General features: G+C 65.8%; 17 protein-coding genes, 1 tRNA gene and 1 riboswitch. Of the genes, 8 read left to right on the top strand and 10 right to left on the bottom strand.

All coding sequences use genetic code 11. From position 1 onward, the window contains the following. Positions 1 to 67: 67 nt before the first annotated feature. The 6 genes from XH91_RS01645 to XH91_RS01620 form a co-directional block, all read right to left on the bottom strand. Positions 68 to 1006, bottom strand: a complete 939-nt coding sequence (locus XH91_RS01645) for a hypothetical protein (protein WP_128948974.1) — start codon at positions 1004 to 1006, stop codon at positions 68 to 70. 12 nt (positions 1007 to 1018) lie between these two features. Beyond that, entirely contained in the window at positions 1019 to 2275 is a 1257-nt protein-coding gene (locus XH91_RS01640; protein ID WP_128948973.1) for a tyrosine-type recombinase/integrase, read from the bottom strand. A gap of 187 nt (positions 2276 to 2462) precedes the next feature. Then, positions 2463 to 2538 (bottom strand) — tRNA-Thr (locus tag XH91_RS01635). A gap of 100 nt (positions 2539 to 2638) precedes the next feature. Further along, positions 2639 to 4408, bottom strand: coding sequence for a heme biosynthesis protein HemY (locus XH91_RS01630; RefSeq protein WP_128948972.1), 1770 nt, complete (start codon positions 4406 to 4408; stop codon positions 2639 to 2641). A gap of 35 nt (positions 4409 to 4443) precedes the next feature. Next, on the bottom strand, positions 4444 to 5676 hold the full coding sequence (locus XH91_RS01625) for a COG4223 family protein (protein ID WP_128948971.1): 1233 nt from the start codon (positions 5674 to 5676) through the stop codon (positions 4444 to 4446). A gap of 65 nt (positions 5677 to 5741) precedes the next feature. Continuing rightward, positions 5742 to 6488, bottom strand: a complete 747-nt coding sequence (locus tag XH91_RS01620; protein WP_128948970.1) for a uroporphyrinogen-III synthase — start codon at positions 6486 to 6488, stop codon at positions 5742 to 5744. A gap of 151 nt (positions 6489 to 6639) precedes the next feature. Here XH91_RS01620 and tsaD point away from each other — a divergent pair, with 151 nt between their 5' ends. Genes tsaD through XH91_RS01605 form a run of 3 tightly spaced genes read left to right on the top strand, consistent with a single transcriptional unit; the run spans position 6640 to position 9112 of the window. Further along, positions 6640 to 7713, top strand: a complete 1074-nt coding sequence (tsaD, locus tag XH91_RS01615; protein ID WP_128948969.1) for a tRNA (adenosine(37)-N6)-threonylcarbamoyltransferase complex transferase subunit TsaD — start codon at positions 6640 to 6642, stop codon at positions 7711 to 7713. Between the two features lie 2 nt (positions 7714 to 7715). Continuing rightward, positions 7716 to 8696 (top strand): NAD(P)H-dependent glycerol-3-phosphate dehydrogenase, encoded by a 981-nt coding sequence (locus tag XH91_RS01610; protein ID WP_128948968.1) that lies wholly within the window; start codon positions 7716 to 7718, stop codon positions 8694 to 8696. Between the two features lie 2 nt (positions 8697 to 8698). After that, a complete protein-coding gene (locus XH91_RS01605) occupies positions 8699 to 9112 on the top strand; it encodes an EVE domain-containing protein (protein WP_128948967.1) in 414 nt (137 codons plus the stop codon). Between the two features lie 83 nt (positions 9113 to 9195). Here XH91_RS01605 and XH91_RS01600 read toward each other — a convergent pair whose 3' ends face one another. Next, positions 9196 to 10287 (bottom strand): adenylate/guanylate cyclase domain-containing protein, encoded by a 1092-nt coding sequence (locus XH91_RS01600; protein ID WP_164933957.1) that lies wholly within the window; start codon positions 10285 to 10287, stop codon positions 9196 to 9198. 100 nt (positions 10288 to 10387) lie between these two features. Here XH91_RS01600 and XH91_RS01595 point away from each other — a divergent pair, with 100 nt between their 5' ends. Beyond that, complete coding sequence (locus XH91_RS01595; RefSeq protein ID WP_128948965.1) at positions 10388 to 10843, top strand: SRPBCC family protein; 456 nt, start codon at positions 10388 to 10390, stop codon at positions 10841 to 10843. A gap of 12 nt (positions 10844 to 10855) precedes the next feature. On the opposite strand, the gene XH91_RS01590 is transcribed toward XH91_RS01595, so the two are convergent. Then, positions 10856 to 12025: a DNA topoisomerase IB gene (locus XH91_RS01590; protein WP_128948964.1), complete on the bottom strand. Its 1170-nt coding sequence runs from the start codon at positions 12023 to 12025 to the stop codon at positions 10856 to 10858. A 401-nt stretch (positions 12026 to 12426) separates the two neighbouring features. On the opposite strand from XH91_RS01590, the gene acs reads away from it, so the two are divergent. Both acs and XH91_RS01580 read left to right on the top strand, forming a co-directional pair. After that, entirely contained in the window at positions 12427 to 14373 is a 1947-nt protein-coding gene (gene acs / locus XH91_RS01585) for an acetate--CoA ligase (protein ID WP_164933954.1), read from the top strand. 401 nt (positions 14374 to 14774) lie between these two features. Next, entirely contained in the window at positions 14775 to 15290 is a 516-nt protein-coding gene (locus XH91_RS01580; RefSeq protein ID WP_128948963.1) for a L,D-transpeptidase, read from the top strand. A gap of 56 nt (positions 15291 to 15346) precedes the next feature. Here the strand turns inward: XH91_RS01580 and XH91_RS01575 are convergent, their stop codons facing one another. Both XH91_RS01575 and XH91_RS01570 read right to left on the bottom strand, forming a co-directional pair. After that, on the bottom strand, positions 15347 to 15937 hold the full coding sequence (locus XH91_RS01575) for a thermonuclease family protein (RefSeq protein ID WP_128948962.1): 591 nt from the start codon (positions 15935 to 15937) through the stop codon (positions 15347 to 15349). Between the two features lie 43 nt (positions 15938 to 15980). Beyond that, on the bottom strand, positions 15981 to 16190 hold the full coding sequence (locus XH91_RS01570) for a DUF1674 domain-containing protein (RefSeq protein ID WP_128948961.1): 210 nt from the start codon (positions 16188 to 16190) through the stop codon (positions 15981 to 15983). Between the two features lie 188 nt (positions 16191 to 16378). Between XH91_RS01570 and XH91_RS01565 the strand changes: the two genes are divergently transcribed. Together XH91_RS01565 and XH91_RS01560 are read left to right on the top strand one after the other, a co-directional pair. Next, a complete protein-coding gene (locus XH91_RS01565; protein WP_128948960.1) occupies positions 16379 to 17725 on the top strand; it encodes an RsmB/NOP family class I SAM-dependent RNA methyltransferase in 1347 nt (448 codons plus the stop codon). Between the two features lie 157 nt (positions 17726 to 17882). Then, the gene (locus tag XH91_RS01560) at positions 17883 to 19601 is read left to right on the top strand and encodes a heparinase II/III family protein (protein ID WP_164933953.1); all 1719 of its coding nucleotides are present in this window, start codon (positions 17883 to 17885) and stop codon (positions 19599 to 19601) included. 59 nt (positions 19602 to 19660) lie between these two features. Next, positions 19661 to 19742: riboswitch (ZMP/ZTP riboswitch) on the top strand. Position 19743 lies beyond the last annotated feature (1 nt).

Here is a 19743-nt window from a genome sequence, read left to right as displayed (position 1 = left end):
CCGACTTCAAGCTACGACGCGCCGGAAGCCGCGCGTGTGCCACTGCTTCCCCACGGGTGGGGGACCCCTACGACTTCGGTAGGCCGCCAGGGCCGAAAGCCGGAGAGGTGGCAAGCGCGCGGCGGATCGTTCTACTGCTAGGCGCGTGTTGAGATTTCTCTCCAAACCAAGCGCAGATGGCTGCGTCGCGCTCCTTAACGCTTGCCGGCATGTCGCCGTTCGGCCAGAGCGCTTTCGCCGCCTGACGTATCTTCAGGTGATGCGCGGGAGATGTTGGCTCGTCCGATATGGCCGAGGCGTCATTCGAGTCTGCAACATGGATAGAACTATAGAGCATGCCGTCTATGCCGCGCGCCACTCCATGCTCCCAATCCACCACCTCGAGGAGCGGCCAGATATCGCTCGGCAGTTCTTGAACGTCGTCGCCGGTCGACGGCCAGCGGGCAAATAGCTTCACCCGGCGCGCCTTGACCGCGCGATCAAATGCGGGGAGCAAGAACCGTCGCCAAACGAGGCCGGTCGCAAAACGCACACGTTCTGACTGTCGAGCTCCTTCCACGGCTTGGTCGTCCTCGATCTTGGCGAAGCCAACGTAGGGTGCTTCGTACTCGCTGGCCAAACCTGAACTGCTCAGTAGCGCTTCAAGGCGCGGCTTCAGCGATTCATCCGCCTCCCTCAGTATCGCCCAGGGCGTGCCGCCATGGCACGTCACTCCACCGCCCGGCGACAGGAAGAAGAACAGAAATCTCCCGCTTTCTCGATCTATCTCAGCATTGGATGCGCCGGCCTTCTCTCGAAGAAGCACGGTGAGATCCTCAAGCGTCGACAGCTCTGGCTCGTACCGGACCTGTGAAACTCCATCGTCACTCTTGGATTGTTCGAATGCCCCGACCGAAAATAGGTCGGCGCCGACGGGCTCGTTCAGTGCGGCAACCTTGGTGTCAGCAACTCCGAAACGAAAGATCGCACGCCCGAGCGGAATCCAGCCGTCTTGGGGATTCTGCATTGCTCGCCCTTTTCAGCCAGATGAGTTCGCGGATTGTTTGAACGGCACCACACGACCGCCTCGCCGCAGCGTATCGAGGTAATCAGCCCACCACGTCATGAGTTTCACGCGCTCATCCCAAAAATCACTGCGCTGATAGGCTCGACGCACCGCATTCGGATCGATGTGCGCAAGTGCCGCCTCAATGGCGTCGACGGTCCATTTACCGCTTGCGTTGGCCAGGGTCGAAAACGTCGAGCGGAAGCCGTGCGCGGTGGCCTCTTCTTGGGAAAAACCAATGCGCCGCAGAGCACCGTTCATCGTGTTCTCGCTGATCGGCCGCTTCACACTGCGCAGGCCTGGGAACACGAGCCCGGCCGCGCCGTGTCCCGTGATCGGGTGCAGAGCTTTCAGAACAGTGACCGCTTGCGCCGGCAGCGGGATGCGGTGAGGGCGGCGCATCTTCATCCGCTCAGCAGGGATTTCCCAGGCTCGCTGATCAAGATCAAACTCCGCCCAGCTCGCCTGCCGCAGTTCGCCGGGGCGGCAAGCAAGCAATGCCATCAGTTGTAGCGCAGCCTTCGTTGTTGGCTGCCCCATGAAACCGTCGATAGCCCTTAAGAGCCCTCCGAACTCCGTCGGATCGGTGACCGCGGCACGGTGTTGCGGCTTCGGCGAGGCGATCGCACCTCGCAGAGCGAGTGTTGGATCGACTTCGGCGCGGGCAGTGGCGATCGCATAGCGAAACACAGAACCGATGACGGCCCGCAAACGCTTGGCGGTCTCGAGCTTGTCCGCTGCTTCTAACGGACGGAGGACGCGCAGGATCTCGCCGGCTGAAATGTCAGAGATCGGAAGCGGCCCGAGGCTGGCGTTGGCGAGCCCCAGCAGCCATTCCAACTTGCCGGCGGTCGCGTCGGCGACACCTTCTCGCTTCTTCTTGGCGATCAATTCGTCGGCGATCAGTGCAAACGTGTTTGCGTGAGCTTCTGCTTGAGCGGCCTTCATCTGACGCTTTCGCGTCGCCGGATCGACGCCTTCTCTCAGCAGCCCTGCAGCCTCATCCCGTCGCCTCCGGGCGGCTTCCAAAGGAACGCCAGCCGGATCCTTGCCGTATGGACCGATCGCGAGCCGTTTGCGCTTACCTCTAAACCGATAGGCGTAGTTCCAAAGCTTCCCGCCCTTCGGCGTGAGCCACAGTTGCAGCCCCCCGCCATCAGACAGGATCTCCAGTCGTTCACCCAGCTTCGCGTTCTTGATGGCCTTGTCCGTGAGCTTCCCGCCCGCCATTCCCCGCTCCCGAAGTGTGGTCCTTTCGGAATCGCTCGCTGCACCGAGCACCACCAAAAGAACCACTGTTTTCGTGACTGTCAACGAACGGGCATGAACGCGAGCGAGCGAAATGATTTAAAAGGACACTGATTTCAGTGTCTTGAGCATCAAAAATGAACAGTGGAGAACGGCTGCGAATGTGAGGTGGTGCCGCAAGAGGGATTCGAACCCCCGACCCCGTCATTACGAATGACGTGCTCTACCGACTGAGCTATTGCGGCGAACCCTGCCGGGGCCCGGGCGATGCCGACCCCGATACGCGCGCTTCTGATATCGGGCATGGCCCGAATTGGCAAGGACAAGCGGCAGGTGAAATGCGGCTCACGCGCCCCAGCGGGACCAGAATCCGCGCCACCCGCCGGCCTGGGCCTTCGGCGTGCCGATTTGTTCCGTAAATTCATCGCTCGGACCGTCGTCATCGATGCCGGGATCATCAGGCGCGCGGACGATCGGGATGACGGCCTGGATCGGCACCTGTGCGGGCTTGCCGAGGTCGGCACGGGTGCGGAACACCGGGGTTTCTGCCACCGGCGATGATTCGGCAGCTTCAGGAGCCGGTTTGACCGGGTCGGCAGGCGCCACCGCCGGCTCGTCCTTGGCCACCGGCGGCGCATTGTCCTGCGCGGCCGGAGCAGGCGCGGCGACTGGTGTCTGGTTCGGAGTCTGGGTCGGAGCCGGCGCCATCACGACCGGTTCCGCAGGCGCTTCATTCGCTGCCGTCACGCGCTTCGGCGGCGGGGCGGCAAGCATGGCTTCCTCGAAGGCCGAGGATTCGATCGTCGTGCCCTTGTCCGAGGGCAGGCTCGCCACCGGCGTTTGCCACTGGAAGGCGTCGAGGCGGCCGGTGACCGGAGAGACGGGACGCCAGCGGTCGCTGACATAGCCGTCCGCGGTCCAGGCCGGGTCATGGCGGGCGCGGACCGCGCGCAGTGTCCAGGCGCGGGCACGGCCGCTGTCGCCGTGCTCGGCGCGCTCGAGCTCGGCCATCAGCAGCGCCACGCGCTGGGTCGGATCGTTGACGTAAGGCGCGAGCACCTCGCGCGCGCGGGCGAATTCGGAGGCATCGATCGCGGCGCGCGCGATCGCGAGCTGGCCCTCGACATGGCCGGCCCTGTCGGCGGGCGTCTTGGCCGCGAGCGTCTCGACCCGCTGCAAACGCTGCCGCGCCGCATCGCCGAGCTTCACATGGGCGTAGGCATCGGCGAGATCGGGATGCGGGTTGGCGAGCCAGGCGGCCTCGACCAGCTTCATGGCACGGCGCACCTGATGCGCTTCGCTCTCGAATTTCGCCGCGAGCACGGCGGCCGGCACCAGGGTCGGCGCGAGCTTGACCGCTTCCATCACGCTCTCGCGCGCGACGTCGCGGTCCATCGTCTCCAGTTCCAGCGCGCGCGCAGTCAGCAGCACGCCGCGCTGGCGGCGATAGGCCTGCTTGTCGATCAGGCCCGCGGACAGATTCGAATCGAGGATCGCGAGCGCGCCGCTCCAGTCACCACGCGCGCAGCGGAAGCCGAGCACGGCATGCGAGGCCCAGGTCGAGGCCGGCGACAGCTTGATCGCTTCCTCCGCGATCATCACGGCACCAACGGCATCGTCGGCGCGCTGCGCCTCGATGAACAGGCCGCGCAAGCCGAGCAGCCGCGTATCCTCACGCTCGGCCATGGCGCGGAAGGCACGCTGCGCCTCGTCGCGATTGCCGTCGAGCTGGGCCGACTGCGCCTGCAACAGCAGCGCAAGCGGATCATTGGGCGTATGCCGCCGCGCCGCGTCGGCGTGACGGCGGGCGAGCGCGGTATCGCCATGGCCGATCGCGAGCAGGCCGTGGGTGATGGCGTGGCGCCCCCGCGCGTGACGCTTGTCATGCCGGCGCCGGCGCACCCGTCCCGGCGTGCGCCAGACCGCGGTGAGGACGCTCCAGAGGAACACGACCAGGATCGCGAAAATGCCGAGGCAGAGCACGAACACCGGAATGCTCGGCGAGGCGCGCCAGCCACCCCAAGTCAGCACGACATTGCCGGGTTGGTCTGCGATCCAGGCCGCGCCGGCGCCTGCAAGCGCGATCAGAACGAGGAAGAGGACGATGCGAAGCATTTCTATCCCTATACGCGCGGAGTGTTGCGCGAGTCTTATTGAGCAGGCTTGGTGAGACCAGCCAGAGCGTCGTCGGCGAATTTGCGGGAGGCCGCGAGCGCGGCATCGCGGGCATCGGCCCTGTCGAGCCAGGCCTGCGCCGGCGCGCGATCAGCTTCGGGCAACGCCTTCAATTCGCGGCGCGCCTCGGCGAAATCATTGCGCAGCGCCGCCGCCGTGACCCGCGCAACGACGGCGCCGCGACCGTTGCCGACCCCGTCGGTGCGCTCGATGCGAACGAGCTTCGACGCGCCCGCCTCAAGGCGCTCGACGATGCCGGCACCAGCGGCCGGAGCCTCCGGCGGCGGTGACAGCTTCGGCACGATGTTGAGGAGCTCGCGGGACAGCGCGACCGGCGTCGGGATGCCCGAGGCGGCAAACGCATCGAGCGGCTTCAGCACTTCAGGCTTGGCTGCGAACGACCGCGCAGCCTTGAGCTGCGCCTCATAGGGATCGTTATGTCGAACGGCGACGTCGAGCAGGGTGGCGGCGACGACATAGCGGAGCGGTTGGTCGTCCATCGCCTTCGCGTCGGCGATCTTTTCGCCCTGCTGCGCGAGCTCGGCGCGTGCGGTCGTGCTGGCGCGCTCGAGCTGGGAGATGCGCTCGTCGAGGGCGGCGAGGCCGGACGAAGCTGTCGTATCGCGCGGCGTGGATTTGGCATCGTTCAACGCGCTCGCGGTCTTGTCGGACTGCGCGCGCAGATTGGCGATGTCGCTGCGCAGGGTGCCGACGGATTTCTCCAGCGCATCGAGCCGCGCGACAACAGCCGGATCGGCGACGGGCTTGGCCGCCTTTGCGTCGACCTTGGCTTCGACTGCGGCGACACGTCCGCTCAGCGCATCGACGGTTGCACTCGTCACCTGCGGCGCAGCCGGCGGCGCCTGCACCGCGGGCCAGCCCAGCACCCAGCCGACCGCAATCACGACCGCGGCTGCAACGGCGCCGGAAAATGGCGCGATGACCCAGGGCGAAATGGCGGCAGACACAGCCGCGGCTTGAGCCTCATTGCGCTCCGGCTTTGCCTCGGTGGCTTCGACCTCGGCTTCCTCGGCACTCGCGTGCCCAGCGTTGGCCTGCTCGGAGGATGGCGCCGCCTCCGGCTCGACCGCCAGGTCCTGCGGCTGGGTGGAGACTTCGGTCGCCTCGAGGTCGATGGTCGGTGGGGTGCGCTTGGCACGGCCGGACTCGGGAGCCAATCCCGCGTCTTCAGGCTTGTCGTCGGCCATCGTGACGGTTCCTCACACTTGCATACCAGAGACGAGCCCGATCGCGTCGGATTCGGCCCGTCCTCTTACGCCAAACGGGTCCGCAAAGCACGCTCCAAGGCGTCGAATAAGGCATTTTCGTCGGGGGTCGCGGCGACCAGGACCTGCGACGCACCGGCATCGCGCAATACGCTTGCGACCGTCTCGGACAGGCAGCATTGCGGCACCGCCAGCGCCGAGATTTCGACACCCTCGTCCCGGGCCGCGTCCAGAAAGGCCCGCGCGCTGCGCCTGGAGTAATGCAGCACCGCCTCGATGCCATGCGCGGCGAAGCCTTGGCAGACCTCGCGCGGCAGAATCTTGACCGGAGCCATGCGATAGGTCGTCTGTGTGACCACGCTAAATCCTTCCGCGCCGAGCTCGCCGCCGAGATCCCGCGACAGATCCGCACCCGCAAGATAGAGCAGTGTGCTCTTCTTCTTCAGCGCCTTGCCACGCACGCCTTGCATCACCTTGGTACGCAAGGACGCAGCATCGCCGCCGGCGACGATTACATCCTTGAAACCGAATTCGCGCGCCACGGAGGCCGTGTGCTCGCCGACCGCGAACAGTGGCAGCTCCACGAGGCCAAGATCTTGCAATTGCGGGGCAACGGCACGGATTGCATTGGCCGATGTGACGATGATGGCGCCGTAGCCGGCCTCGCTCTCGTCATGGAAAGCGACCGGCTCGAACTTGAGCACCGGCGCAAGCAGCACCACATGTCCCCGCGCGCGCAGACTATCCGCCGTCACCGCGTTGTCGGGATGCGGCCGTGTGACAAGAATGGACATCGCTGCTGTTCCCGGACGACGTGGCGGTGACACATTCGCGAGGAATGGCGGCGCGTGACGATTGCATAGGCCAACCCCGGAATGCTACCGCGTTAGCAGAACTCTGCTTTACGAATGAGCGCAAGGGCGCAAATTGGATAACAATTCGCCAATGCTGGTACTGGGCATCGAGACCACCTGCGACGAGACCGCGGCGGCCGTCATCGAGCGCGCGCCTGACGGCAGCGGCAAGATCTTGTCAAATATCGTGCGATCGCAAGTCGAGGAACATGCCCGCTTCGGCGGCGTCGTGCCGGAGATTGCTGCACGCGCCCATGTCGACCTGCTCGACGGCATCATCGATCGCGCCATGCGTGAGGCCGGTATCGGTTTCGCCCAGCTCGACGGTGTCGCCGCCGCTGCGGGGCCGGGCCTGATCGGCGGCGTCATTGTCGGGCTCACCACCGCAAAGGCGATTGCAATGGTGCATGACACGCCGCTGGTCGCGGTCAACCATCTCGAGGCGCACGCGCTGACGCCGCGTCTCACCGACGGCATCGAATTTCCCTACTGCCTGTTCCTCGCTTCCGGCGGCCACACCCAGATCGTCGCGGTCACCGGCGTCGGCCAATACGTCCGGCTCGGCACCACCGTCGATGACGCGATCGGCGAGGCCTTTGACAAGGTCGCAAAGATGCTGGGCCTGCCCTATCCCGGCGGCCCGGAGGTCGAGCGCGCGGCCGCGAATGGCGATGCCACGCGCTTTGCGTTTCCAAGGCCGATGCAGCATCGGCCCGACGCCAATTTCTCGCTATCGGGTTTGAAGACGGCCGTGCGCACCGAGGCGAGCCGGCTGGCCGAGATCACGCCGCAGGACGTCAGCGATCTCTGCGCGAGCTTCCAGGCTGCCGTGCTGGAATCGACAGCCGACCGTTTGAAGGTTGGCCTGAAGCTGTTCCGCGAACAGTTCGGCGCGCCGCGCGCACTCGTCGCGGCCGGCGGTGTCGCGGCCAATCAGGCGATCCGCGGCGCGCTTGATGATGTCGCGCGGCAAGCCGGGACGCAGCTGATCATGCCGCCGCCGGCGCTCTGCACCGACAATGGCGCGATGATCGCCTGGGCCGGCGCCGAACGCCTTGCCCTCGGCATCACGGATACGATGGAAGTGCAGCCTCGCGCGCGCTGGCTGCTCGACGCCAACGCCACGGCGCCAGATGGCTACGGCAAGACGCGGGCGGGGTACTGACGATGACCGCGTTCCGCTCCGTCGCGGTGATCGGTGCCGGGGCCTGGGGCACCGCGCTGGCGACGGTGGCTGCGCGCGCCGGACAGAACGTGACGCTGTGGGCGCGTAACGCCGAACACGCCGCGCGCATCCAATCGACCCGCGACAATCCGCGGCTGCCCGGCGTGCACCTGGCACCCGAGATCATGGTGACGAGCGATCTTGCAGCGGCGGCGCGCGCGGAGATGCTGCTGATCGCAACGCCGGCGCAGCATCTGCGCGGTGCGGTCAACATGCTGGCCTCGTATCTGACGAGACCCGTGCCGGTCATCGCCTGCGCCAAGGGCATCGAGCATGGCACCCACAAATTCATGACCGACGTGATCGCGGAAGCCGCGCCCCATGCGCAACCTGCGATCCTGTCGGGCCCGAGCTTTGCCGACGACGTCGCGCGCGGCTTACCGACGGCTGTGACGCTCGCGGCCAGGGATGATGCGCTCGCAAGCGGCCTCGTGCAGGCACTCGGCTCTCCGACATTCCGTCCCTATCACTCCACCGACATCCGCGGTGTCGAGATCGGCGGGGCGGCCAAGAACGTGCTGGCGATTGCGGTCGGGATTGCGGTCGGGCGGAAGCTCGGCGCTTCCGCGCAGGCTGCACTCACGACCCGCGGCTTCGCGGAGCTGTCACGCCTCGGCCGCGCGCTCGGCGCGCGTAGCGAGACGCTCGCCGGCCTGTCTGGTCTTGGCGATCTGATCCTGACATGCTCGAGCCCGCAATCGCGCAATTTCGCGCTTGGGCTCGCGCTCGGCCGTGGCGAGCAGCCGCCCGCCGGCAAGCTGGCCGAGGGCGAGTTCACCGCGCCGGTCCTGATTGAACTTGCGGCTTCGCAAGGCATCGAGATGCCGGTATCCGTAGCGGTCGCTTCGATCCTGAGTGGCCGAAGCACCATCGACGCAGCGATCTCAGGGCTTTTGACCCGACCCTTCAAGGCAGAGGAATAAAGATGGCGTACTGGCTGGTGAAATCCGAACCGTCGGTGTGGTCCTGGGATCAGCAGGTTGCGAAAGGCGCCAAGGGCGAAGCCTGGACCGGCGTGCGTAATTTTACTGCGCGCCAGAATCTCGTTGCCATGAAGAAAGGCGACAAGGCGTTCTTCTACCATTCCAACGAGGGCAAGGAGATCGTCGGCATCGCGGAGATCATCAAGGAGGCCTATCCGGATCCGACCGACAAGACCGAAAAGTTCGTCTGCGTCGACATCAAGGCGGACAAGCCGCTGAAGACGCCGGTGACGATGGCGGCGATCAAGGCCGACAAGAAGCTGGCCGAGATGGCGCTGGTGAAATATTCGCGCCTGTCGGTGCAGCCGGTGACCGCGGAGGAGTGGAAGCTCGTGTGCAAGATGGGCGGGATGTAGCTCCCGTAGCCCGGATGGAGCGGAGCGCAATCCGGGGAATTCGAGCTTGGGTAAGACCCGGATTACGCTTCGCTCCATCCGGGCTACGGTATCGGAGCATGCTTCTCCGGCAGCGCGAGCACCTCGCAGGGCGAGGCAATGCCGCGCAGCTTGTGCAGCCCGAGCGCGACCAGGGGCATGTCAGTCTCTGCGGCGAGCGCGCCCGAGACCAGCACGGTCCTGCCGAGAGGCTTGCATAACCCTTCGAGCCGGCTGGCGAGATTGACGGCGGGGCCGATCGCGGTGAAGTCGAGCCTGTTGGCGGCGCCGATATTACCCCAGAGCATCTCGCCGAGATGAAGGGCAGCCCCGAACGCAAGTGGCGGCAAACCTTGCGCGCCCCGCTCGGCGTTGAGATACGCCATCCCGGCTTCGGCGGCGCCTGCAGCGCGCAGAGCGGCCTCGCAGGCACGACGTGGCGACGCCTCCACCACGGGAAAGATCGCCAGCACGCCGTCACCGATGAATTTCAGCACCTCGCCGCCGAAGGCGTGGACCGCACCGGCGATGCGATCGAACCAGGCATCGAGCGCGGCGATGATGTCGGCCGGCGGGCTGGTTTCCGACAAGCTCGTGAAGCCACGCAGATCGGCATAGAGCAGCGCGGCCTGGATCGTCTCACCTAAATCGCGCCGCAGGGGCGCCGCCAGCACCCGCTCGGCGCTGCGCTTGCCGAGATAGGCCTCCAGCGTCGCTCGCAAGGTGGCGCGCGCAGCGAGCGCGGCGAGCGGCGTCGCGGCAAAGCGCGCGGCCTGGCGCAGTTGCTCGATCTCGTCTGGCGTGAACGGACGCGGCCCGATCCAGCCGAGCAGCGGCCCATCACGCCCGACAACGTCTTCGTGCACGTCGCCATCAGCGATGCCGCGCAGCCAGCGGCGGCCGGCATCGTCGGGCAAATCGGGCGCCAGGCCGCCCGGCGCAAAGCCGAGCGCTTCGATCACGCGGCCGTTGTCCGCCCGCCACAGCCATGTCCGCTTCGCGATCAGCGGGTGCGGCACCTCCAAGGTCAGGGCGCCCGCCGCAAGAGGCACGCCATCGGCAAGCAGATGCGCCCCGAGTTCCGCCAACAGGCGATCGGCCCCGGCACTGTCCGAGGCGGCATCGACAAGCCAGGCGAGGGTCGGGGAGAGTTGCATGATCAGATGATGGCGAAGGAGGGCCACCCTTGTCACGGGCAATCCTTGACGAGCCGCTTTGACGCCGCCATTTGCCCATGAACCCTAGGGATGATCGCTGATGACCGAGCCGTTCGTATTGCGTCGCGAGACCCAGATCGCCGCCCCGCGCGCCACCGTCTTCGCCTATCTGACCGACCCCGAGAAAATCCTGAGCTGGATGGGATCGGATGCGACCACCGAGCCGCATCCTGGCGGGCTCTATCTACTCAAGGGCATTGGCCCGCGCGCCAGCGTCGCCCGTGGCGCCTTCCGCGAAGTCGTGCCGGTGCATCGTCTGGCTTACACGTTCGGCTGGGAGGGCGGCCAGGAAGTGCCGCCCGGTTCGAGCCTGATCGAGATCGACCTGATCGAACGCGACGGCGGAACATTGCTGCGCATGACGCATAGCGGGCTGCCGACCGAGGAGCAGATGGCCGCGCACGCCAAGGGCTGGGCGCATTATCTAAGCCGGCTCACGAACGCCGCCGCGGGCTGCGATCCCGGTCCGGACAAGGGGATTTCGGACAACATGTAGCGATGTGGCGGGTTACACCGCCGCCGTCGCCACCACCTGCGCCAGCAGTTGCTCGCGCCTTGCCTGCGAGCGCTGACCCTTCATCGTCGCAGCGAAGCGCTCGAGGATACCGTCCTCGAAAGCGGTGACGATGGTGTCGTGGACGTAGCTCTTTCGGCAGATCGCCGGGGTGTTGGAGAGCTTGTCGGCCGCGGCGCGGATCGCATCCAGCACCTGCTTCTTGCGGCCGCGCTGGCTGGTCGCCGGCGTGATCCGCGACAGCGATTCCACGACGACGGCGGATGCCATCAGCGTGCGGAAATCCTTCAGCGAAATCTTGATGCCGGCGATCTCGCGCAGGAACGCGTTCACCTGCGTGGTGCTGACTGACCGCACGATGCCGTAGGCATCGCGGTATTGGAACATGCGCTTGCCGGGGACACTCTGCAGAATTCCGATGGCGCGCACCAGCTTGGCCGCGTCGCATTCCTTGCGCACCGCCTTGCCGCCCTTTGCCTTGAAGGTCAGCACGAAGCTGTCGTCTTCAAGCGTGACGTTGGACTTCAGCAGCGTGGTGGCGCCGCGGGTGCCGTTGAGACGGGCATAGGATTCGTTGCCTGGACGGATCGCAGTGCGCGCGATCAGCTCGATCACCGCCGAAAGTGCAAATTCGCGCGTCGGCTCGTCGCCCGACAGGAACGCCGAGACCTTGCGCCGGATCTTTGGCAGCGCGCCGACGAGCTTTTCAAGGCGATGCGCCTTGCGGTGCTCGCGGACCTTCTCCCAATCGGCGTGATAGCGATATTGCAGGCGGCCGGCGGCATCGCGGCCCACGGCCTGGAGATGCGAGCTCGGGTCGGCCGAATAGCGCACCTCGCGATAGGCCGGCGGCACCGCCATGGCGTGCAGGCGGCGGATGGTGCGGGCATCGCGGATATGCGCGCCGTTGGGGCGGACGAAGGAATAGCCCTTGCCGCGGCGGATGCGGCGGATGGTCAGCTCGTTCTGGTCGCCGAGCCGCAGGCCCAGCTCCTTGGCGAGGGCCTCGACCGTCGCCGGGGACGCCTGATCGAACACTTTCTTGGGGCTGGGACGGGGGGAACCGGATGGTTTCGGCCATTGTCCGAGGGCTTTGGCCAGCGCAATGGCAGCAGGATCGGCCGCGGCGGGCCGCATCGTCCCGATATTCTGCTGATCCATCATAGTCTTATGCCTTGGCCCTGTCTGTTACCGTTCAATGCCGCTGTTCTGATTTTTGTTCCCTGAGGTCTCTTTGGACCCGGGTTGGCCATTTAGGGTGTTCCGAACCGCATTGCGAGTCCCGAATCAGTGAAAAGCGGTTTCTAAATACCTCCTACGACGCATGGGCGCCCTGCGCGCGCCCCTTCCGGCGATTTGGGTAAAGAGCCAGACGCGGCTGCCCTCGGCCTGTTTCAGATTTGCGACATCAGGCCTTTGCAGCTTGATCTCCCGCATGGCCGGAAGCTCACCGAAGGTCCAGCTTGTGATGCTTGTCGGGGCCGGTTAGCCCGACGCATAATCGTGCAACGATGAAGTCGGCTCGCCAGTCAGCTGTGCTCGGCTTGCCGTATGTGGAGGGAAGCATGTCCGAGAAGATCTACGACGTCCCCGCGGAATGGGCCAAGCGCGCCTGGGTCGACCAGGCCAAGTACAAGGACATGTACGCCCGCTCGATCGCGGATCCGAACGCCTTCTGGGCCGAGCAGGCCAAGCGTATCGACTGGATGCACGCGCCGACTAGAATCGAGAACGTCTCCTTTGCGCCCGGCAACATCTCGATCAAATGGTTCGAGGACGGCATCCTCAACGTCGCCCATAATTGCATCGATCGCCATCTCGCCAAGCGCGGCAACCAGACCGCGATCATCTGGGAAGGCGACGATCCCTCACAGTCGAAGCACATCACCTACAAGGAGCTGCACGACGAGGTCTGCCGGATGGCCAACATCCTGCGCACCCGCAACGTCAAGAAGGGCGATCGCGTCACCATCTACCTGCCGATGATTCCGGAAGCCGCCTATGCGATGCTGGCCTGCGCGCGGATCGGCGCGATTCACTCGGTGGTGTTCGCGGGTTTCTCGCCTGATTCACTGGCGCAGCGCATCAACGACTGCCAGTCAAAGGTCATCATCACCGCGGACGAAGGCCTGCGCGGCGGCAAGAAGGTGCCGCTGAAGGCCAATGTCGACGCGGCCCTCGCCAAGGCCGACGGCGTCGACTGGGTCATCGTGGTCAAGCGCACTGGCGGTCAGGTCGAGATGAATCCGTCGCGCGATCTCTGGTATCACGACGCTGCCAAGATGGTGACGACCGAATGCCCGGTCGAGCACATGCACGCCGAGGATCCGCTGTTCATCCTCTACACGTCGGGCTCGACCGGCCAGCCCAAGGGCGTGCTGCACACCTCGGGCGGCTATCTCGTGTTCGCCTCGATGACGCATCAATACGTGTTCGACTATCACGACGGCGACATCTACTGGTGCACCGCCGACGTCGGCTGGGTCACCGGCCACAGCTACATTCTCTATGGACCGCTCGCCAATGGCGCGACCACGCTGATGTTCGAAGGCGTGCCGAATTACCCTGACAATTCGCGCTTCTGGAACGTCATCGACAAGCACAAGGTCAACATCTTCTACACTGCGCCGACCGCGATCCGCGCACTGATGCAGAGCGGCGACGAACCGGTGAAGAAGACCTCGCGCGCCTCGCTCCGTCTGCTCGGCTCGGTCGGCGAGCCCATCAATCCGGAGGCTTGGGAGTGGTATCACCGCGTCGTCGGCGACGACCGCTGCCCGATCGTCGACACCTGGTGGCAGACCGAGACCGGCGGCATCCTGATCACGCCGCTGCCGGGCGCGACCAAGCTGAAGCCGGGCTCGGCGACGCAGCCGTTCTTCGGCGTGGCACCCGAGATCGTCGATGCCGACGGCAAGGTGCTGGAGGGTGAAACCACTGGCAATCTGTGTCTGACGCGCTCATGGCCGGGCCAGATGCGCACCGTCTATGGCGACCACGCCCGCTTCGAGCAGACCTATTTCTCGACCTACAAGGGCAAGTACTTCACCGGCGACGGCTGCCGCCGCGACGCCGATGGCTATTACTGGATCACCGGCCGCGTCGACGACGTCATCAACGTCTCTGGCCATCGCATGGGCACCGCCGAAGTCGAGAGCGCGCTGGTGGCACATGAGAAGGTGTCGGAAGCGGCTGTGGTCGGCTTCCCGCACGACATCAAGGGCCAAGGCATCTACGCCTATGTGACCCTGATGGCCGGCATCGAGCCGACCGAGGAACTGCGCAAGGAACTCGTCACCTGGGTGCGCAAGGAGATTGGACCGATCGCGTCGCCCGACCAGATCCAGTTCGCGCCGGGCCTGCCCAAGACCCGCTCCGGCAAGATCATGCGCCGCATCCTGCGCAAGATCGCCGAGGACGAACCGGGCAGCTTGGGGGACACCTCGACCTTGGCCGATCCCGCCGTCGTCGACGATCTCGTCAAGAACCGGCAGAACAAGAAGTCGGCCTGAGCGCTCGTGCCCCGGACGCAGCGCAGCGCCTCTTTTGGCGGTGCGCTGCAGAGCCGGGGCCCACCCATCCACGTAAAGAAACTGGGTCCCGGATTTGCGCTCCGCTTGTCCGGGACACGCGATCGCTGTTCCGGCGGCCACCCTGGCAAACAGCCCCCAGTTCACATCTTCACGCGCTTGTCAGAGCGCGCGCCGTCGCGGCCGCATCTTTCCCGCCGAGTGTTGTTTTCAAGTCATTTACTTTATTTCGAACATTTCCTTTCTTCCCCCTGCTGGCTCGCCCTTGGCGGCCGCGCGTGGAAACCGTCCGGTTAACAAGCGCGGTTAAGAATGTCTGGGCAGGCGGGCAATTGCCGGTTTTGCGTGAATTTGGACGATCTTTTCGGGCTAGGGGAAAATCGATGTCGATGAAGATTGCGCTGGCGCTGGCCGCCACCATCGGGACCGGAGTCTTGATGTCGACAGCGGCAGAGGCGCGGCCGGAAATGGTGGGGGCCCACCTCGAAAACTATTCGCCCGGCACCATCGTGGTCAAAACCAACGAGCGCCGGCTCTATCTCATCCTCGATAGCGGCCACGCCGTGCGATATCCGGTCGGCGTCGGCAAATCCGGCAAGCAGTGGGCCGGCACCACCCGCATCGACGGCAAGTATCGCAACCCGGCCTGGTCGCCGCCCGCCGAAGTGAAGCGCGACAAGCCGCAGCTTCCCGACGTGATCCCGGGCGGCTCGCCGCGCAACCCGATGGGCGTCGCGGCGATGACGCTGGCCGGCGGCGAATACGCCATCCACGGCACCAACGTGCCGGGCTCGGTCGGCGGCTTCGTATCCTATGGCTGCATCCGCATGCTCAACGACGACATCACCGACCTCTACAGCCGCGTCTCGGTCGGAACGACGGTGGTCGTGACGCGCTGATCGAAGGGATCAAAGCAGAGATCGAAAAAGCCGCGCCGTCACACGCGGCTTTTTTGTCACCAGAAGCGCCAGCCGCGCCTGCACCAGCCGTCGCGATGGCCGCCATTGTAGCTGCGCGCATAGCCACCCGCGAGCATCGCGGCCGACACATTGGCGGTCCGCCTGGTCGAGACGTCGGCAAGAACGCGCCCATATTTTTCCGAGCCGAGATTGTAGATCGTGACGCCGCCCTGGCCGAGCAGGTTGCGCAGCGCGCCGGTGGCCGCTTCGGCCTTGTCCAGCTCGTCCCGGCAGGACGCCTTCATCTCGGGCGCATCGATGCCGCGCAGGCGGACCCGCGCGACGAGATCGCGCCCGTCGCGCTGCCGTACGCGCGCTACGAAAGTGTCACCATCGATGGTGCGGACGACATCGATCGGCAGGCGAATATCGGGACTGGTCGTCTGTTGCAGGATGATCTCGGCATCCTGTGAGCGCTCGTTGGCCGGATGCGGAACCGGCCATTTCGTCCCATGGCGGAAAGTGAGCACGACCGCCACCACCACCCCGACGACGAACATCCACGGCACCAGCCCGGCGAAGCGGCGGCCGAACGGTGAGGCGCTGTAAGACGGGCGATATGGATGACCGGGGTCGAAGCGCGACATCCGCGCACGCTAGGGCTGAGTCGGCGCAGACGGCAAGAGAGCCTCAGAAATCCGAGGCGATGCCCTTGCGCTCCCAATCGCCGTAACGGGTGGGCTCAGGTCCCTTCGGCCCCTGCAATTCCTTCGGTGCCGCCTTCGCATCGTCCTTGGCATGCGCAGCGGCAGCTTGCCGGCGCGCCTCGGCTTCGGCCAGGGCGCGCTGCGCCGCCGGTGGCAGGGGCTTACGATGGGGGGCGGAAGACGGGTCGTTCATCGTTCGGGGTCCTAGCGCAGGAACGTCATGCGCGCGACGTTCAATAACGCATTGCTGAAATGGCGGCCAAAGGCTGAAATCGCCAGGGACCATTCTTACATTTGGCATATTCGCATGCCACAGAAGGTTCTCTCAAGGCATGCGCCCCTATCGGCGGAACTGCCGCTCGCTCAGAACCTTACGTCTGCATGCCATCTCAACGTTTTGCCCCTCCGTCCGAAGTGCCCGGTCTTGCGGCGCGGCGGATCGCTGCCGACATCGTCGACGGCGTCCTGCACAAGCACCGCACCCTCGATGACCAGCTCGACGGCTCCGGCGCCCATCCCGGACTGAAGACACTTGCTGACCGCGACCGCGCGCTGATGCGGCGCCTGGTCGCAACCATCTTGCGCCGTCTCGGCACGCTCGGCCATGTGCTGTCGCGCCTGCTCGACAAGGGCATTCCCTCAGACGCACCGCGCGCGCAGAGCGCGCTGCTGATCGGCGCCGCCCAGATTCTCTGGATGGACGTGCCCGATCACGCCGCGGTCGATCTCTCGGTACGCCTGGTGCAATCCGACCGGCGCGCCGCGCGCTATGCCGGCCTCGTCAATGCCGTGCTGCGCCGCTGCGCGCGCGAGGGCCAGGCGCTGGTCGAGGAAGTCGCATCGCAATCGCTGGACCTGCCGCCCTGGCTGCTGGCGCGGTGGAGCGCGCATTACGGCGAGGCGACCGCGCGGGACATGGCGCTCGCGCTCGGCCACGAACCGTCACTCGATCTGACGGTGAAGTCCGATGCCGCGCAATGGGCGAGCCGTCTGCATGGTGAGGTGCTGCCGACCGGCTCGGTGCGCACGCTGCTGCACGGCTCGGTGACCATGCTGCCGGGTTTCGCCGAGGGACAATGGTGGGTGCAGGACGCCGCTGCGGCGCTGCCGGTCCGGCTGTTCGGCGACATCAAGGGCAAGTCCATCGCCGATCTCTGCGCCGCGCCCGGCGGCAAGACCGCGCAGCTGGCGCTGGCAGGCGCGCGCGTCACCGCACTCGACCGCTCGCCCGCCCGGGTGGCGCGCCTGCGCGAAAATCTGAACCGCCTGTCGCTTCAGGCCGAGACTGTCGTTGCTGACGCCGTGGAATGGACGGGGCCAGCGGACGGCTTCGATGGAATCCTGATCGATGCGCCCTGTACGTCAACGGGAACGATCCGCCGGCATCCTGACGTCGCATGGCTGCGGCAGGAATCCGACGTCGCCGCGATGACCGTTCTCCAGCAGCGACTGCTGAAGAAATCCGTCTCGCTGCTCAAGCCGGGCGGGACGCTGGTCTATTGCACCTGTTCGCTGGAACCCGAGGAAGGCGAGCACGCCGTCGCCACGCTGCTGGCCGCAGAGCCCTCGCTTCGCCGTGTGCCGATCGAGGCCAGCGAGGTCTCCGGGCTCAGCGAGATCATCACGGCCGACGGCGATCTGCGGACCCTGCCGAGCCATCTGCCGCATGCCGACCCAAAGCTCGGCGGGCTCGACGGATTTTTCGCCGCCCGACTCGTTAAATCCTGATTTTGCACCGGATTTTGCGACCGCGAGCCTGATTCGGGGCCTTTCAAGGTGGTGTCGGCCGTCCGATTTTGGGATTAATAAGGATTCGTCGGAATCCTCTCCCCCTTCAAGGCAAGGCGTGTCGGTCGCTCAACGCAGACGTATCTCGACGCTGGTCATGAACCGCTTCGCGCGGAACATGCTCGCGCGCGCGAGCGGCGGTTCCGTTGCCTTGTCGCGGGTCTGGCCCGGCCGGACCGATCGGCTGATCATCGCGCCGCATGATTTGCGCACCGCGGATGCGACGCGTGCCGCCGAGATCTATGCCGGCCGCTTCGTCTTCGCCGGCAAGATCGTCAACTGCCATGGCCGCTCGATCTTCGATCTCGATCCGCCGTCGGAGGATTGGGAGGTCGCGCTGCTCGGCTTCGGCTGGTTGCGGCACCTGCGTGCCGCCGATACCGCGCTGACCCGGGCGAATGCGCGCGCGCTGGTCGAGGACTGGATCACCAATCCCGCCAACAAACGCCGCCCTGTCGCCCGACGGGCCGACGTGCTGGCACGACGCGTAATCTCCCTGCTGTCGCAGGCACCACTGGTGCTCAACGACACCGACAACAAATTCTATCGCCGCTATTTGCGCGCGCTCGCGCGCGAGATCCGCTTCCTGCGCTACACCATGGTCAACATCCCCGACGGGGTGCCGAAGCTTCAGGTGCAGATCGCGCTCTGCTACACCACGCTCTGCCTCGCCAATCAGGCTGGTCATATCCGCAGCGCGTCGAAAAAGCTCTCCGACGAGTTGCAGCGGCAGATTCTCCCTGACGGCGGACACATCTCCCGCAACCCAGGTGCGCTGATCGAGCTCTTGATCGACCTGTTGCCGCTGCGGCAAACCTTTGCCGCGCGCAACATCGCGCCGCCGCCGGCGCTGCTCAATGCGATCGACCGCATGATGCCGATGCTGCGCTTCTTCCGCCACGGCGACGGCAATTTCGCGCTGTTCAACGGCATGAGTGCGACGTCATCCGACCTGCTGGCCACTCTGCTCGCCTATGACGATGCCCACGGCGCTCCGATGGCGAATATGCCGCATACCGGCTTCCAGCGCCTCGATGCCGGCCCCACCACCGTGATCATCGACACCGGGCCGCCGCCGCCGCCCGGCGTCAGCCACGACGCGCATGCCGGCTGCCTGTCGTTCGAGCTCTCCTCCGGCATCAGCCGCATCGTCACCAATTGCGGCATGCCGACCACGGGCCGCGACAATTGGCGGCCGTTCGCGCGCGGCACCGCGGCACATTCGACGCTGACCTATCACGACACCTCGTCCTGCCAGTTCGTCGAGATGTCGGCGATGAAGCGGCTGCTGCACGGCGCGCCGATCATCAGCGGCCCTCATGAGGTCGAGAGCTATCGCGAGATCGTCGAGGGCGGCACGCTGCTGACGACCTCGCATGACGGCTATCTCGCCAAGTTCGGCGTGATCCATCGCCGCGTGCTGATGGTGGCCAATGACGGCGCGCGGATCGACGGCGAGGACACGCTGTCGCCGCCGCAAGGTGCCCGGCTCAAGGGCGCTGACGCCGATTTCGCGCTGCGCTTCCATCTGCATCCCGCGGTGAAGGCGAGCCGGCTGTCTGATGCCCGCGGCGTCATGCTGGTGCTGCCGAACCGCGACGTCTGGACCTTCGAGGCCCTGGACGACAAGGTCGATCTCGAGGACAGCGTGTTCCTGGCCGGCAATGACGGCCCCCGCCGCACCGCCCAGATCGTGATCCGCCAGGATGCCCGCCATGCGCCCTCGATCCGCTGGAGCTTCGTTCGCTCTACCGCTTCGCCCGCCGTGACCAATGCCCGCCGCAATGCGCGGCGCGAGCCGGAACTTCCGCTGTAAACAGGCGAGATCCGGCCCTATCTACCCGTTGAGAACAGGCCCGAAAGCTGCTATCGAGCGCTCGTTCGCGCGACTGGCGACCTTGGATGGAGCACCATCGGGAAGCGCGACACATATCCGCCGCGCGCCTGGGCATAGACAC

It is taken from the genome of Bradyrhizobium guangzhouense, from assembly GCF_004114955.1.
GTDB lineage: Bacteria > Pseudomonadota > Alphaproteobacteria > Rhizobiales > Xanthobacteraceae > Bradyrhizobium > Bradyrhizobium guangzhouense.
Note: the sequence above shows the minus strand (reverse complement) of the source record. Positions and strands in the feature narration are given on the sequence as shown.

Coding starts and splice junctions, on each gene's coding strand:
- XH91_RS01565 (WP_128948960.1), top strand. CDS start 16,379: ATGCCATCTCAACGTTTTGCCCCTCCGTCCGAAGTGCCCGGTCTTGCG.
- XH91_RS01595 (WP_128948965.1), top strand. CDS start 10,388: ATGACCGAGCCGTTCGTATTGCGTCGCGAGACCCAGATCGCCGCCCCG.
- XH91_RS01605 (WP_128948967.1), top strand. CDS start 8,699: ATGGCGTACTGGCTGGTGAAATCCGAACCGTCGGTGTGGTCCTGGGAT.
- XH91_RS01580 (WP_128948963.1), top strand. CDS start 14,775: ATGTCGATGAAGATTGCGCTGGCGCTGGCCGCCACCATCGGGACCGGA.
- acs (WP_164933954.1), top strand. CDS start 12,427: ATGTCCGAGAAGATCTACGACGTCCCCGCGGAATGGGCCAAGCGCGCC.
- XH91_RS01600 (WP_164933957.1), bottom strand. CDS start 10,287: ATGCAACTCTCCCCGACCCTCGCCTGGCTTGTCGATGCCGCCTCGGAC.
- XH91_RS01640 (WP_128948973.1), bottom strand. CDS start 2,275: ATGGCGGGCGGGAAGCTCACGGACAAGGCCATCAAGAACGCGAAGCTG.
- XH91_RS01570 (WP_128948961.1), bottom strand. CDS start 16,190: ATGAACGACCCGTCTTCCGCCCCCCATCGTAAGCCCCTGCCACCGGCG.
- XH91_RS01575 (WP_128948962.1), bottom strand. CDS start 15,937: ATGTCGCGCTTCGACCCCGGTCATCCATATCGCCCGTCTTACAGCGCC.
- XH91_RS01560 (WP_164933953.1), top strand. CDS start 17,883: ATGAACCGCTTCGCGCGGAACATGCTCGCGCGCGCGAGCGGCGGTTCC.
- XH91_RS01620 (WP_128948970.1), bottom strand. CDS start 6,488: ATGTCCATTCTTGTCACACGGCCGCATCCCGACAACGCGGTGACGGCG.
- XH91_RS01590 (WP_128948964.1), bottom strand. CDS start 12,025: ATGATGGATCAGCAGAATATCGGGACGATGCGGCCCGCCGCGGCCGAT.
- XH91_RS01610 (WP_128948968.1), top strand. CDS start 7,716: ATGACCGCGTTCCGCTCCGTCGCGGTGATCGGTGCCGGGGCCTGGGGC.
- XH91_RS01645 (WP_128948974.1), bottom strand. CDS start 1,006: ATGCAGAATCCCCAAGACGGCTGGATTCCGCTCGGGCGTGCGATCTTT.
- XH91_RS01630 (WP_128948972.1), bottom strand. CDS start 4,408: ATGCTTCGCATCGTCCTCTTCCTCGTTCTGATCGCGCTTGCAGGCGCC.
- tsaD (WP_128948969.1), top strand. CDS start 6,640: ATGCTGGTACTGGGCATCGAGACCACCTGCGACGAGACCGCGGCGGCC.
- XH91_RS01625 (WP_128948971.1), bottom strand. CDS start 5,676: ATGGCCGACGACAAGCCTGAAGACGCGGGATTGGCTCCCGAGTCCGGC.